This is a genomic window from Marinovum sp., assembly GCF_048263515.1.
Lineage (GTDB): Bacteria > Pseudomonadota > Alphaproteobacteria > Rhodobacterales > Rhodobacteraceae > Marinovum.
Window position 1 is genome coordinate 299,033 of sequence record NZ_JBLXEC010000001.1, and the last position, 13,913, is coordinate 312,945.

12 protein-coding genes are annotated in these 13,913 nt (G+C 64.7%); 11 read left to right on the forward strand and 1 reads right to left on the reverse strand.

Translation table 11 applies throughout. The annotated features are described in order from the left end of the window. Positions 1-38 precede the first annotated feature (38 nt). From ACN0SE_RS01425 to ACN0SE_RS01475, 11 genes are all read left to right on the forward strand, one after another. The gene (locus ACN0SE_RS01425; protein WP_417522684.1) at positions 39-1,652 is read left to right on the forward strand and encodes a GMC family oxidoreductase; all 1,614 of its coding nucleotides are present in this window, start codon (positions 39-41) and stop codon (positions 1,650-1,652) included. 14 nt (positions 1,653-1,666) lie between these two features. Further along, positions 1,667-2,623 (forward strand): ABC transporter permease, encoded by a 957-nt coding sequence (locus tag ACN0SE_RS01430; protein WP_417522685.1) that lies wholly within the window; start codon positions 1,667-1,669, stop codon positions 2,621-2,623. Positions 2,624-2,675: 52 nt separating this feature from the next. Beyond that, on the forward strand, positions 2,676-3,710 hold the full coding sequence (locus tag ACN0SE_RS01435) for a sugar ABC transporter substrate-binding protein (RefSeq protein WP_417522686.1): 1,035 nt from the start codon (positions 2,676-2,678) through the stop codon (positions 3,708-3,710). A gap of 57 nt (positions 3,711-3,767) precedes the next feature. Further along, positions 3,768-4,748 (forward strand): ABC transporter permease, encoded by a 981-nt coding sequence (locus ACN0SE_RS01440; protein WP_417522687.1) that lies wholly within the window; start codon positions 3,768-3,770, stop codon positions 4,746-4,748. Then, positions 4,745-6,247 (forward strand): sugar ABC transporter ATP-binding protein, encoded by a 1,503-nt coding sequence (locus tag ACN0SE_RS01445; RefSeq protein ID WP_417522688.1) that lies wholly within the window; start codon positions 4,745-4,747, stop codon positions 6,245-6,247. The genes ACN0SE_RS01440 and ACN0SE_RS01445 overlap by 4 nt, the downstream gene beginning before the upstream one ends. Before the next feature lie 254 nt (positions 6,248-6,501). Continuing rightward, complete coding sequence (locus ACN0SE_RS01450; protein WP_417522689.1) at positions 6,502-7,734, forward strand: ABC transporter substrate-binding protein; 1,233 nt, start codon at positions 6,502-6,504, stop codon at positions 7,732-7,734. An 83-nt stretch (positions 7,735-7,817) separates the two neighbouring features. After that, positions 7,818-8,660 carry a carbohydrate ABC transporter permease gene (locus ACN0SE_RS01455; protein WP_417522690.1) on the forward strand — a complete coding sequence of 281 codons (843 nt, stop codon included), beginning with the start codon at positions 7,818-7,820 and terminating at the stop codon, positions 8,658-8,660. Continuing rightward, positions 8,660-9,475 (forward strand): carbohydrate ABC transporter permease, encoded by an 816-nt coding sequence (locus tag ACN0SE_RS01460; protein WP_417522691.1) that lies wholly within the window; start codon positions 8,660-8,662, stop codon positions 9,473-9,475. The genes ACN0SE_RS01455 and ACN0SE_RS01460 overlap by 1 nt, the downstream gene beginning before the upstream one ends. Beyond that, positions 9,472-10,233 (forward strand): SDR family NAD(P)-dependent oxidoreductase, encoded by a 762-nt coding sequence (locus ACN0SE_RS01465; RefSeq protein ID WP_417522692.1) that lies wholly within the window; start codon positions 9,472-9,474, stop codon positions 10,231-10,233. Before ACN0SE_RS01460 ends, ACN0SE_RS01465 begins: the two co-directional genes overlap by 4 nt. An 11-nt stretch (positions 10,234-10,244) precedes the next feature. Then, a complete protein-coding gene (locus ACN0SE_RS01470) occupies positions 10,245-11,327 on the forward strand; it encodes an ABC transporter ATP-binding protein (RefSeq protein WP_417522693.1) in 1,083 nt (360 codons plus the stop codon). 42 nt (positions 11,328-11,369) lie between these two features. Beyond that, positions 11,370-12,806 (forward strand): aldehyde dehydrogenase family protein, encoded by a 1,437-nt coding sequence (locus ACN0SE_RS01475; RefSeq protein WP_417522694.1) that lies wholly within the window; start codon positions 11,370-11,372, stop codon positions 12,804-12,806. 143 nt (positions 12,807-12,949) lie between these two features. On the opposite strand, the gene ACN0SE_RS01480 is transcribed toward ACN0SE_RS01475, so the two are convergent. Further along, positions 12,950-13,882 carry a LysR family transcriptional regulator gene (locus tag ACN0SE_RS01480; RefSeq protein ID WP_417522695.1) on the reverse strand — a complete coding sequence of 311 codons (933 nt, stop codon included), beginning with the start codon at positions 13,880-13,882 and terminating at the stop codon, positions 12,950-12,952. Positions 13,883-13,913: the final 31 nt, after the last annotated feature.

The window sequence follows — 13,913 nt, forward strand, 5'->3', positions numbered from 1 at the left end:
CTGACGACGGTGGGGGGAGACCGCCGGGGAGGAAGACAGTGGAACCGTTCGACCACATCATCATCGGAGGCGGCTCGGCCGGCAGCGTGGCCGCTGCGCGGCTGATCGAGGGCGGCGCGAAAGTGCTGCTGCTCGAGGGCGGGCATCACCACCGGCATCCGCTGCTCGACATGCCGCCGGGCGTGTTCAAGCTGCTCAAGAACGGGTCGAAGTTCTTTCGCACCCACACCTCGATCCCGCAGTCGCAACTGGGGGGGCGGACAACCGTGATCCCGCAGGGCAATGTTCTTGGCGGCGGCTCTACCGTCAACGGCCAGGCCTACGTGCGCGGCCGTCCGCAGGATTACGACGGTTGGCACGAACTGCTGCGCGGCAACAACGATGCGCCAAGCTGGGCCTGGGAGGCGCTGTTGCCGCATTTCAAACGGCTTGAGGGCAACCGCAAGTTCAATGACGATCTGCACGGCTGCGACGGGCCGCTGACGGTCTCGGATCCCGGCCACATCGACGACATGGCGCGCTGGTTCGTGCAGGCGTTGCAGGCACAGGGCGAACCCTTCAACCCCGATTTCAACGGCAAGACCCAGCGCGGTGCCGGGTTCTTCCAGTTCACCTATGACAGCGGTCAGCGGGTCTCGGCGGCCTATGCCTTTCTCGACCCGATCCGCAGGCATCCGAACCTGACGATCCGCCTGCAAAGCGCGGTGCAGCGGGTGCTGATCGAAAATGGCCGTGCGGTGGGCGTGGTCTATCGTGACACATCCGGTGCAGAAAAGACCGCCCGTGCCGAGGGTGACATCATCCTTTCGGCCGGCGCGCTGATCACGCCGCAGATCCTGATGCTGTCGGGCCTCGGCCCTGCGGATCACCTTCGCGCCCATGGTATCGCGGTCGCGGAGGACCTGCCCGGCGTCGGCCAGAACCTGCAGGACCACCCCGATGTGTCCATCGTGGCGCGGGCCAATGGAAAATACGGCTATTACAAGCAGGACAGCGGCTGGAACATGCTGCGCAATGGCATGGAGTTCAAACTCTTCGGGCGCGGGCGTATCACCACCACCGGGCTCGAGGCCGCCTGTTTCGTCAACCCCACCGACCCCGAGGCGCTGCCCACACATGAGGCCTATTGCATCCCGGTGATGTACCTCAACGACGAACAGGCCAGGACCATCCCCGAGGATTACGGCGTCGCGATCCAGATCGTGCTCCTGAAACCGCGTTCGAGAGGCGACGTGACGCTGGCCTCGGCCGACCCCGCCGACAAGCCGCTGGTCAACCCGAACTTCCTGTCCGACGACCGCGACCTGGACGAGATGGTGACAGGCCTGCGATATTTCCGCGAGACCATGAACCAGAAGCCACTGGCCGACCGCATCGACGCGGTGGTGGCCCCCACAGATTACTCGGACGAGGCGCTGCGCGAGCACTGCCGCCGCGTCGTGAAAACCAACTTCCACCCCGCCGGGACCGCGAGGATGGGCGCCGATGGCGACCCGATGGCGGTGCTGGACGCCCGGATGCGGGTGCGCGGCATCGAAGGGCTGCGCGTCTGCGACATGTCCGCGGTGCCCGACATTCCCGCCGGAAATACCAATGCTCCGGCCATGGTGCTGGGCGACCGCTGCGCCGAGATGGTGCTGGGCCGGATTTGAAAAGGATCACCGACATGCCCGATTTCGGACGACTGCTGCGCGAAAACAATATCATTTTCGTCACCCTTGCCCTTTGCGTGCTGTTCTATCTGATCAGCCCGCGCTTTTTGAGCCTCGACAACATGTCGGCCATCTCGCGCCAGATCGTGCCCATCGGGCTGATTGCGCTGGGCCAGTTCTTCGTCGTGGTCTCGGGCAATATCGACCTGTCGATGGGCATGGGATCGGTGCTCTTCGCCATCGTGCTCGGGGTGTTCTTCGGCCTGACCGGGGGCGTCGCGCTGGGGATCGTGGCGGTGATCGCTTTTTCACTGGCGTTGGGTTTCCTCAACGGGGTGCTGGTGGCAAAGCTGAAACTGCCCGCCTTCATCGTGACGCTGGCGATGCTGTTCTCGGCTCAAGGCCTGTCCGGCCTGATCATCCCGCGCGGCCAGCAGATCTTCCTGATGGGCGATTTCTTCCGCTTTGTCGGCGCTGGCAAGGTCGCGGGGCTCTACTGGTCCTTCCTGTTTCTCGTGGCGCTCTTCGTGCTGGCCTACGTGGTCTACAATCACACCCGCTGGGGCGCCTACGTGATTGCCATCGGAAATTCCGAGGAAAACGCGCGGCTGGCCGGCATCAATGTCGACCGCGTCAAGATCGGGGTCTTCATGTTCTCGGCACTCTGCAGCGGGCTGGCGGGGATCGTCCTGTCGTCGCGCATGGGCTTCGTGCAACCGGGGCTCGACGGCAACGGGCTGCTGCTGGACGGGATCGCCGCGATCATCATCGGCGGCACGCTGATCCTGGGCGGACGCGGCACCATCGGCGGCGCCTTCTGGGGCCTGCTCTTCATCGGCGTCATCAACAACGCGCTCAACCTGCTGAACGTCGAAGACGTCTGGCACCAGGTCTTCAAGGGGGCGGTCATTCTGGCGGCGCTGGGGGCCAACTGGGTGCTGTGGCAGTCGCGGCAGGTCGAAGCACACTGATTCAACGAATTTACCAAGACCAATGAGTTATCAACATGGAGGAGACCAACTCATGACTTTCCGGAAGACATTCGCAAGCACATTGGCGCTGGCCGCTGCATTCGGCGCAAGCGCAGCCACCGCCGACGAGGGCAAGCTCGACATCGTGTTCATCAATGATGGCCATGTCGCGCCCTACCACGTTGCCTGGCTCTCGGGCTTCGAGGACGCCATCGAGGCCTATGACGAGGCTTTCGAGGATATCGAGATCACCGGCCGCTGGCTCTCGGCCGAAGGCTCGCTGGAAAAGATGATCCAGCAGACCGAGGTCACGATCAACGAAAAACCTGACGTGATGTTCGTCAACGCCATCAACGTCGATGCCTTCGAGCCGCTGGTGGCCAAGGCGCAGGAGGCGGGCATCACCTGGATTGCCGTGCATTCGCCGATGGAAAGCGCCGACTACAGCTTCACGCTGGGCGATGTCGAGAACGGCACCAATCAGGGCATGGCCATGTGCGCGCTGTCGGGCGGCGAGCCCTACAAGGTGGCGGTGATGCTGGGGCAGGCGGGCAACCCCTCGGGCGAGGCGCGGCGCGAAGGCATCATGAACGGCATCAAGACCTGCGACAACGTCGAGGTGGTGGCTGAACAGCCCGCCGACTGGGACACCGTCAAGGCGCAGTCGATTGCCGAGAACTGGCTGACGCAATACCCGGATCTCGACGCCATTTCCGGCGTGACCGATGCCTACATGTATCCCTCGATCGCCATTGCCACCAACTCGGGCAAGGAGCTGGATTTCTTCGGCTATGACGGCGACATCCCGATCCTGCAACAGATGCAGGACGGCCCGGTCAAGGCCGACATCCTGCTGTCCGGCACCCGCGAGGGCTGGAACTTCGTGCAGATGGCCTATCGCATCCACAAGGGCGAGACGCCGGACAAGGTCTATGACTTCTTCACCCCGCTGGTGATGAGCGAAGAGAACCACAAGCTGGCGCTCGAGAACGGCTTCCCCGAGGACGTGCAGGTCTATTACGTCGATCAGGCACTCGACGTGGCCGCCAAGGGCTTTCTCGAGTTCGGTCCGGACTCGGTGAAGTAACGACACGACCGGGGCGGCCCGGCCGGCGCCGCCCCCCCCTTTCGGGAAGGATAGATCATGACCACTGCCACCGCCGCGACGCCGCCACGGCCGGGTTTCAGGTTCGACAGCCTGGCACAGCGCTACCTGTTTCTCATCGGGCTGATCGTGATCGCCTCGGTGGGCTTCGGCATCGCCAACGACAATTTCTATTCGCTGGCCAACATGGGCATCCTGCTGCGCTCGATCGCGGTGCTGTTCCTGCTGTCGATGGGCATGACCTTCATCATGCTGACCGGCGGCATCGACCTGTCGGTCGGCTCCAACGTGGCGCTCTCGGGCGGCGTCGGCGTGGTGACGCTGACCGCCACCGGATCGGCCCCTCTCGGATTTGCGGCCGCCGTGGCCTCGGGCATGGCGATCGGCGCGGTCAACGGCGTCTTCATCGGCCGGCTCAGGCTGTCGCCCTTCATGGTGACGCTGGCCACCTACGCACTGGCCCGCGGGCTGGCATTGGTGATCTATGATGCGAATTCGATCAATGTCTCCAACGCCGCCTTTCTCTGGCTGGGCGGGGTGAGCTGGGGCAACATGCCGGTTGTCATTCCCTTCGTGGCGCTAGTTTTCGTGGCCCTTTCGGTGCTGCTCTACAAGACGACCTTCGGCCGTGATGTCTATGCCGCCGGATCGAACATCAACACCGCCTTCGTGCTGGGCCGCCGTCCCGAACGCACGCTGGTCTGGGTCTACGTGCTGTCGGGTGCCCTGGCAGGTTTGTCAGCGATCATCACCGTCGGACGCGTCTCCTCGGGCCAGCCCTGGGCCGGTCTCTACCTCGAGTTTGACGCGATCACCGCCGTGATCCTCGGCGGCACCTCGCTGTTCGGCGGACGCGGCAGGCTCTTGGGCACGATCCTCGGCGTCCTGCTTTATGGCATCATCATCAACGGCCTCGTGCTGACCGGCACCAACCCCTATCTGCAGAGCCTCATCAAGGGGATGATCCTTTTGGGCGTGGTGCTGCTCGACACGCTGGTGCAGCGGAGGAACGCGCAATGACCCGGCAACTGGACATGAAGGGCATCGGCAAGAGCTTCTTCGCCACCCGCGCTCTGGATGAGGTCAACTTCACCTGCCACGCGGGCGAGGTGCATGCCTTGGTCGGCCTGAACGGTGCCGGCAAATCCACGCTGATGAAGATCCTCGGCGGCGTCTACCAGAGGGACGAGGGCGCGATCGAGATCGACGGCTCGCCAGTCGAGATCGCGGCACCCGCCGACGCAGGCCGGCATGGCATCGCGATGATCCACCAGGAGCTGTCGCTGATCAACGAGCTGACGGTGGCGGGCAACATCTTCCTCGGCCGTGAGTTGCGTCGCGGGGCCACGCCCTTCATCGACAAGCGCGAAATGGCGCGGCAGGTTCGGGCGCAGCTCGACCGGTTCGGGCTGAAGCTCGACCCCACGGCCAAGGTGGCCGATCTGAACTCTGGCGAGAAGCAGATCGTCGAGATCATCCGCGCGCTCATGTCCGACGCCTGGCTGATCGTGATGGACGAGCCGACCTCGGCGCTGTCGGAAGAAGACAAAGAGATGCTCTTCGACTTCATTCGCAGGATGAAGGCCGAGGGCATCGCCATCATTTATATCTCGCACCATATGCCGGAGATCTTCAGCATCGCCGAACACGTCACGGTGATGCGCGACGGTGTGATCGTGCTGTCCGAACGCACGCGCGAAACGAGCGAGGATCGCGTCATCCAGTCGATGACGGGGACCGAGCTGGATCACTTCGTCAAGCCGCACAAGCAGATCACCGGCAAGACGCTCCTGGCGGTCGAAAACCTCAGCCATCCCGGGGCATATGAAAACATTTCCTTCACCGTTCACGAGGGCGAGATCGTCGTGATGACCGGGTTGCGCGGCTGCGGGGCGCCGGAACTGGCCAAGGCGATCTTCGGGCTGGACAGCGCCTATCAGGGCACCGTCTCCTACCTCGGCCAGCCGCTGAAACCCGGGCGTGGTCCGGCACAGGCGGTGGCCGACGGCATGGGACTGGTGACCGAGAACCGCGACAAGAACGGCATCCTGCCGCCCTTGTCCGTGCGTGACAACATCGCGCTGCCCTACCTCGAGAAATCGGTGAAGGCCGGGCTGATCGACGGACGCCGGATCGAGGCGCTGGTTGACAAGGCGATCCGCGACACCTCGACCAAGACATCCTCGCCGGAGCAGGAGATCCGCTTTCTCTCGGGTGGCAACAAGCAGAAGATCTGCTTCTCGCGCTGGCTCGACCCCGACCTGAAACTGCTGATCCTTCTGGAGCCCACCCGCGGCATCGACGTCCATGCCAAGGCCGATATCTACCGCATCATCGAAGACCTCGCCGGACGCGGCGTCGGCATCCTGATCCTGTCGTACGAGATCGACGAGGTCATCATGTTGGCCGACCGGGTGCTGACGATGTATCAGGGCGAAACGGTTTCCGAATACGCCTATCCCGGTTTCGACAAGGACCGGATGCTGGCCGACATGGCCGGGGCCGGGCAGCCGCACTGACACCTCCGGGGCGCCTCGAACGGCGCCCCGGACGCCGGCTGTCACACGACATTTCCCACCCCGAAGTCCGGTGCTGTCGGCGGAAAAACGCTGAAAAGCCGGTTATTGTAGGTCAATCGTCACTGATTTATGAAAAAATAGTCGACGATTTTGAACATTTAGTAGTACGCTGGAAGTGGGAATCGCCGTGGCCGTTTGCAGTCTCGGCAGACGTCGCCGGCATGCGCCTGGCTGATCTAGGAGGAGAAAACCTGATGTACCGTCATTTGAAATCGCTGACCGGCTCGGCAGCCCTTGCGGCCATTCTGGCCGGCCCGGCGCTGGCACAGACCATCACGCTCGATGTCACCGCCTGGAAGGGCAACGAAGCAGAGCCCGCCGGCCTGCCGGAGCTGATCGAGAAATTCGAAGCCGAACACCCCGACATCAATGTCGAGCTCAGCTATATCGGTCGCCTCGACACCGACACCGTCATTCCGCCGCGCCTGCAGGGCGGTGATCCGCCGGACGTGATGATGACCGACATGCCGCTGATCAAGGTCTGGGGCGGGGCGGGGCTGCTGGCTGACCTCGGCACCGACAGCGAATGGTTCGGCCGCATCGGCGACGATCTGCGCGGCGCGCTGACCACGGGCGACGCCGCCTATATCATGCCTCTGGAAATCATCGGCATGGGGAATTTTGTCAACATGGGCCTCTTGCGCGAGGTCGGGATCGACACGCCGCCCACCACCATCGACGCGTTGAAGACCGCCTGTGGTGCGCTGGCCGACGCAGGCATCAAGCCGCTGATCTTCACCGGCGGGTTCTCGGCGCCGCTGTTTCTGATCGCCAACGGGCTGGAAGGCTCCGAAGATGCGGCAGAGGACCTCGGATCGGGCGATGCGACCTTTGCCGAGAACACCTCTTTCAACCAGGGCGTCGACCTGATCCGCGATCTGCAGGCGGCCCGCTGCTTCGATCCGCAGGAACAGGCCGGGCTCAATCCATGGAGCACCGCGCTCAACGAATTCTCCGGTGGAAACTTTGCGATGATGCCTCAGGGCGCCTGGAACATCCGGGCGTTCAGCGAGGTCGAAGGCCTGGACTTCGTCTTCGCCCCCATCCCCTCGCCGCAGGACAGTGGCGTGGCGCTGGATCTCTTCGGCATCGGCTGGTCCGTCGCGGCGCAGAGCAAGAACCAGGAGGCGGCACGGACCTTTGTCGAGTGGTTCGCCAAGCCGGAAAACCTGCAGGTCATACTGGACGCCGAGTCGGCCTATTCGCCCTTTGACGACGGCGCCAGCGGCACGCCCGAACTGGCCGCACCCTATTCCCGCGCGCGAGAGGCGGGCGGCGTGATCCACTATCCGTTTGCGCTGCTGCACTGGCCGAAATCTCTGGAAGGCGAGATCTGGGACAGCCTGACCGGCTTCCTGCTGGATACGTCGATCTCGAATGAAGACCTGCTGGAGCGTTGGGACGAGGCCGTCGAAGACGATTTCTGAGCGCCAGGACGTTGGCCGGGCCGATGGTCCGGCCCGCCGCAACAGTCGGAGAAAACGCGATGACCTCTCGTCGGTCTACAGTCTTGTTCACGCTGCCTGCTCTGATCGTGCTGGGCCTGTTTTTCGTCTACCCGATCGGTCTGACGGTCCAGATGAGCTTTACCAATTTCACCGGCCTGGGAGTGCCGGAGAACATCGGGCTGGACAATTACGAACGCATCGTCAGCCGCGACCGCTACCCCGAGGCGCTCTGGGTCACGATAAAGTTCACTCTGGTCGTGGTGACGGTGCAGACGCTGGCCGGGCTGGCCTTTGCGGCGCTCTTGCACCGCATGCCGGCGGTGCGAAACTTCTCGCGCGCGGCGCTGTTCACCCCGGCGATGATGTCCTTCGTGGTGGTGGGCTACGTCTGGCAGTTCATCTATTCGCCCTTTTCCGGAGGGCTCAACGCGCTGTTGCGCGGGGCCGGGATGGAGGGGCTGGCGCGCGGCTGGCTGGGCGATCCCGATACCGCGCTTTATGCCATCGCCATCGCGCATATCTGGATGTTCACCGGCTACACGACGGCGATCTTTCTGGCCGGATACGCCAATATTCCCGCCGACATCGATGAGGCCGGGCGGCTCGACGGCGCCTCGTCGTGGCAGCGGTTCCGGCGGCTGGAAGTGCCGCTTCTGGCGCCCTCCTTCACGATCAACATCATGCTGTCGACCATCGGCACGCTGAAGACCTTCGAACTGCCGTTCATCATGACGCGTGGCGGGCCGGACGGGGCAACGCGCACGCTCAGCCTGGAGATCATCGAGCAATTGTTCGGCAAGTACCGCTTCGGTTTCGCCTCGGCGCTGTCGATCGTGATGCTGGTGATCGTGATCGCGGTGGCGCTGTTGCAGAACTGGTACCTGCGCCGACGGGAGGACACATGATGAACCTGAAACGCCAGGCTGCCAATGTTGCGGTGCTTGCCCTCGTGCTGATCATGCTGCTGCCGCTGGTCTACATGATCACCATGTCGTTCCGCACCGCGACCGAAATCGCACAGGCGCCGCTCGGCCTGCCAGAAAGGCTGGCGTGGGAAAATTACGCCCAGGCCTTCGGCGGCATGAATTACCTGCGCTCGGTCATCAATTCCATCGGCATCACCATCTCGGTGACCGTGCTGACCGCGCTGCTGGGCTCGATGGCGGCCTTTCCGCTTGCCCGCAACCGCAGCTGGTTCGCGCGCGGGTTCATCATGCTGGTGGCGCTGGGGCTGGCGACGCCGAACTTCGTCACCGTCACGCCGATCTACGTGATCTTTCGCGATCTCGGGCTCCTGGACAGCTATCTCGGCATCATCCTGGCCTTCACAGCGCTGAACCTGCCGCTGGCGGTGTTCTTCTACGTCGGGTTCATCGGCGCCATTCCGCGCGATCTGCTCGAGGCCGCCAAGCTCGACAATTGCAGCGACTGGCAGACGTTCTGGCACGTGGTGCGGCCGCTTCTGGGGCCGGCGACGGCGACGCTGTCACTGTTTGTCATGCTGATGGTGTGGAACGATTTCACCTATCCGCTGCTGCTGCTGACCGACCAGGACAAGTTCACCGTGACCATCTCGGTCTATCGCTTCGTCGGCAACCAGAACATCCAGCCCGACATGCTGTTTCCGGCGGCGGTGCTGGGATCGCTGCCGCTTCTTCTGCTCTTTGTCATCTTCCAGCGCCGCATCGTCTCGGGCGTCACCGCGGGGGCGGTGAAATGAGCGGCGGGCAACTGCAGGGCCGCACCATTGTCGTGACCGGCGCCGGATCGGGCATCGGGTACGGCATCCTGCGGGCCGTTCTGGCCGAGGGCGCGCAGGCGGTCGGGCTCGACGTGTCCCCCGACGGGATCGACAGGATCGCGGCGACCGGCGCTCTGGCGCTGGCCGCCGATGTGACCGACGCCGAGGCCTTTGCCGCCAGCCTCGGGCGGGCGCGGGACGAGACCGGACGACTTGACGGGTTGGTCAACAATGCCGGCCTGACCCTGACTGCGCCCTTTCTGGAAGCGGAGATCGCCATGTGGGACCGGCTCTGGGCAACCAACCAGCGCTCGGTGCTCATCGGCTGCCAGGCGGCAGCGCGGATCATGGTCGCCGACGGGCGCCCCGGCGCGCTGGTCAATGTCGCCTCGGTCCACGCCGGTGCCAGCGATCACGGCTACGAAGGCTATGCCGGCACCAAGGGCGCCATCCAAGCGATGGGGCGCGCCCTGGCCTGGAGCCTCGGGCCGCACGGCATTCGCGTGAACACCCTGTCGCCGGGGCTGACCCTGACCGAAACCGTCACGCAGGCGGCCGAGACCCCCGCCACCAAGGCCCTGTTCGACAGTTGGCACGCCGACGGTGCGACGGCTTCGGTGGATGAGGTCGCGCGCGCGGCGCTGTTCCTGCTGTCGGACGCCTCGGCCGCGCTGACCGGTACCGAGATCATTGCCGACAAGGGCACCATGGCACGGCTTTGCAACGTCGGCGCCTGAAGGAGAGGAAGATGAGCGAAGTCAACCTGAGCAATGTCGTCAAGCGTTACGGCGAAGTACAAGTCATCCACGGGGTCGACCTCGCCATCGCGCAAGGCGAGTTCTGCGTCTTCGTCGGGCCGTCCGGCTGCGGCAAGTCCACGCTGCTGCGCATGGTCGCCGGGCTGGAAGAGACAAGCGACGGCACCATCCGCATCGGCGCGCGCGACGTGACCCATCTGGACGCCGCCAAGCGCGGCGTGGCCATGGTTTTTCAGACCTACGCGCTTTATCCTCACATGTCGGTGCGCGAGAACATGGCCTTTGGCCTGAAGATGTCAGGCATGGCCAAAGACCAGGCCGAGGCCAAGGTCTCTGCCGCGGCAGAGACCCTGAAACTCGACGACTACCTGGACCGCAAGCCCAAGGCGCTGTCCGGTGGCCAGCGGCAGCGGGTGGCGATCGGTCGGGCGATCGTGCGTGAGCCGGAGGTCTTCCTGTTCGACGAGCCGCTGTCGAACCTCGACGCCGAGCTGCGGGTCCAGATGCGGCTGGAAATCGCGCGACTGCACAAGGCCCTCGGCGCGACCATGATCTATGTCACGCATGATCAGGTCGAGGCAATGACCCTGGCCGACAAGATCGTGGTGCTGCGCGCCGGCCGGGTCGAGCAGGTGGGATCACCGCTCGATCTCTATGCCGACCCCGACAACCTGTTCGTGGCGCAGTTCATCGGCTCGCCCAGGATGAACGTGGTCTCCGGGATCGTCGAAGGACCCGGAGCTCGTGGGGTACGGGTTCGCCTGCCCGATCTGTCCGACGCAGTGCTGGACGTGCCGGTCCGCACCCCGCTCGACCCGGGCCACAAGGTGCAGGTGGGTCTCAGGCCCCAGGATTTCGGACCGCAGGGCGACACGGACATGCAGGTCGCGGTGGATGTGGTCGAAAGCCTCGGTGGCGTGTCCTATGCCTACGCAAGCCTGCCGGGCTCGGAGGAGCCCTTCTGCATCGAGCACCGCGGTCGCAGCCAGCCCGACGGCAGCCTCACCCGGACGCGCTTTGCCAGCGAAACAGCCCAGCTGTTCGACCCCGAAAGCGGGTTGCGCCTGCGCTGACACCTCCTACGCCATTCAAGTTCCGCAAGAAAGGACGCCGCCATGACGACGTACTACCAGGCTTTCATCGCCAATGAGTTCACCGACGCCGCCAGCGGTGAACGCCGCCCGGTGCGCAATCCGGCCACCGGTGAGGTCTGGGCCGAGGTGCCGGAATGCAGCCGCGAGGATGCCGCCCGCGCCATCGAGGCGGCGGAATCGGCGCGGCGCGACTGGGCGCGGCTGCCCTCGGTCAAGCGAGCGGAGTATGTCCATGCCATTGCCGAAGCACTGAAGGCCGAACGCGATCACTTCGCCCGGCTTCTGGTCATGGAGCAGGGCAAGCCGCTGGCCGAGGCCGGCGCCGAGGTGGACGACACCATCCGCTACATGACCTATGCCGCCGAGGCCGCCCGCCGCATCCAGGGCGAGATCCTGCCCTCGGACGCCGCCGACGAGCAACTCTACATCTACCGCGTGCCCTATGGCACCACGCTCGGCATCTGTGCCTACAACTATCCGCTGGCGTTGATCGGGCGCAAGCTCGGCCCGGCGCTGGTGACCGGCAACGTGATGGTTCTGAAGCCGCATGAAGCGACGCCGGTGACCGGCAGCGAATTCTGTCGGCTGGTGCGTGACGCGGGACTGCCCGCCGGGGTGGTGGGCTGCGTTACCGGCGGCGGCGCGGAGCTGGGTGCGGCGCTGGTGTCGAACCCCGCCACGCGGCTGGTCAGCGTCACCGGCTCGACCCGCGCCGGGCAAGCCATCGCCGCGGCGGCGGCGCAGAACCTCGCCGCGCTCTCGCTGGAGCTGGGCGGCAACGCGCCGTTCATCGTCCTGAAGGACGCCGACCTCGATGCGGCGGCGGAGGCAGCGGTCATTGCCCGCTATGCCAATGCCGGCCAGGTCTGCATCTGCAACGAGAGCGTGCTGGTCGAGGACAGCATCGCCGAGGCCTTCACCGAGAAACTGATGGCCCGAGCCGGTCAGGTGAAACTGGGCGATCCGATGAAGAACGCCGGCATGGGTCCGATTTCTACCGAAGGAGCGCTCGACCGGATCGAGGACCTGGTGGCGCAGTCGGTTGCGTCCGGCGCAAAGGTTGCGCTTGGCGGCAAGCGCGGCAGCGGCGATTTTGCCCGCGGCAACTGGTACGAGCCGACGATCCTGCTGGACGCGCAGCCCGATACCCCCGCGGTGACCGAAGAGATCTTCGGCCCCGTCATGCCCGTCGTCCGGATCAAGGATCTCGACGACGCCATCCGCATCACCAATGCCCGTCCCGACGGCCTCTCGGCCTATCTCTGGACCCGCGACACCGGCAGCTACATGCGCGCCATCCACGAACTGGAGACCGGCACGATCTTCCTCAACAAAGGGATCTCGGGATACGTGCAAGGCTATCACAACGGCCACAAGCGCTCGGGTCTCGGCGGCGAGGACGGCCTGCACGGGATCGAAGGGTTCTTGCAGAAACGCACGGTCTACATGAAGTATTGATTGAAGAAATCCATGGCGGGCGATCCCTGGCGTCTGGACTGCACCTCCGTGGCGGAGCTGCGCGCGGCGCTGACGGGGTTCCTCCGCCGATAGAGCCTGTCGCGCAGACGCCCTTGCCAGGCAACCGCAGCCGACACGGGTCGTCAAGCCGATGACGTGTCCGGGGACTCCATGAACGATTCGACTTCTTCGGCGGCGCTGTCCAGCAGGTATCTGAAGGCTGCGTTCTGTTGCAGGAACCGCCGGTAGATCGGCCCGGAGTTGAACTTGACCTCGGGCAATTCGGTCTGAACGATCTGCAGGCCGCGGTCCCGCGGGCGGGTCAGGAAGTTGCTCGGCAGAAAGGCGAGGTAGTCGCCTTCGCTCAGCAGTTTCAGCGTCGTCGACATGGAATCGCAATGCGCGGTGACGCGCAGCGACTGGCCGCTGGCTTCGCGCAGGACCTCGCGGATGTTGTCGAGATAGGCCGCGTCGCTCTGGAACGACAGCCAGGAGTAGTGCGCCAGCGCGTCACTGTCGGCCACCGGTTGGTCGAAGATCGGGTGTCCGCTGCGCGCGATGACCACCAGTCGGGCGACGAAGAGCGGGCGGCGGACGAGGTAGGAGGGCAGGGGCTCCATCCTCTGGAAACCCCCGAAAAACGCATCGAGGCGACCGTCCTGCAACCCCCGCGCGCCTTCGGCATAGTTCATTGAGGACAGGGTGAACTGCAGGGCCGGGTAGCGCTGGTGCAGCCGCGCAATCACCTTGGGCAGCAGGTCCAGCATCCAGATCGAGGCCGCCCCGATCCGCAGGTTGCCATGCTCGCCCTTGCGAAAGGCCAGCAGCTCGGCCTCGGCCAGTTGCTGTTCCCGCATCAGGTGGCGCGCCTGTTCGGTCAGAAGCCGCCCCAGCGGCGTCAGCACCAGGGTCCGCCCGCGCTTTTCGAACAGCGTGCCGCCGACACTCTCGCCCAGCAGCCTGAGACTGCGGGTCAGGGCCGGCTGGGTCACGCCCACGGCCTCGGCCGCGGCATGCAGGGTGCCGTGATCGACCACGCTGAGGAAGCGTTGAAGCAGGTGGGTGTTGCTGAGCATCGATTAAAAAACCTGATTGAACTGATAGAAA

Coding starts and splice junctions, on each gene's coding strand:
- ACN0SE_RS01480 (WP_417522695.1), bottom strand. CDS start 13,882: ATGCTCAGCAACACCCACCTGCTTCAACGCTTCCTCAGCGTGGTCGAT.
- ACN0SE_RS01430 (WP_417522685.1), top strand. CDS start 1,667: ATGCCCGATTTCGGACGACTGCTGCGCGAAAACAATATCATTTTCGTC.
- ACN0SE_RS01445 (WP_417522688.1), top strand. CDS start 4,745: ATGACCCGGCAACTGGACATGAAGGGCATCGGCAAGAGCTTCTTCGCC.
- ACN0SE_RS01440 (WP_417522687.1), top strand. CDS start 3,768: ATGACCACTGCCACCGCCGCGACGCCGCCACGGCCGGGTTTCAGGTTC.
- ACN0SE_RS01435 (WP_417522686.1), top strand. CDS start 2,676: ATGACTTTCCGGAAGACATTCGCAAGCACATTGGCGCTGGCCGCTGCA.
- ACN0SE_RS01460 (WP_417522691.1), top strand. CDS start 8,660: ATGAACCTGAAACGCCAGGCTGCCAATGTTGCGGTGCTTGCCCTCGTG.
- ACN0SE_RS01450 (WP_417522689.1), top strand. CDS start 6,502: ATGTACCGTCATTTGAAATCGCTGACCGGCTCGGCAGCCCTTGCGGCC.
- ACN0SE_RS01475 (WP_417522694.1), top strand. CDS start 11,370: ATGACGACGTACTACCAGGCTTTCATCGCCAATGAGTTCACCGACGCC.
- ACN0SE_RS01465 (WP_417522692.1), top strand. CDS start 9,472: ATGAGCGGCGGGCAACTGCAGGGCCGCACCATTGTCGTGACCGGCGCC.
- ACN0SE_RS01470 (WP_417522693.1), top strand. CDS start 10,245: ATGAGCGAAGTCAACCTGAGCAATGTCGTCAAGCGTTACGGCGAAGTA.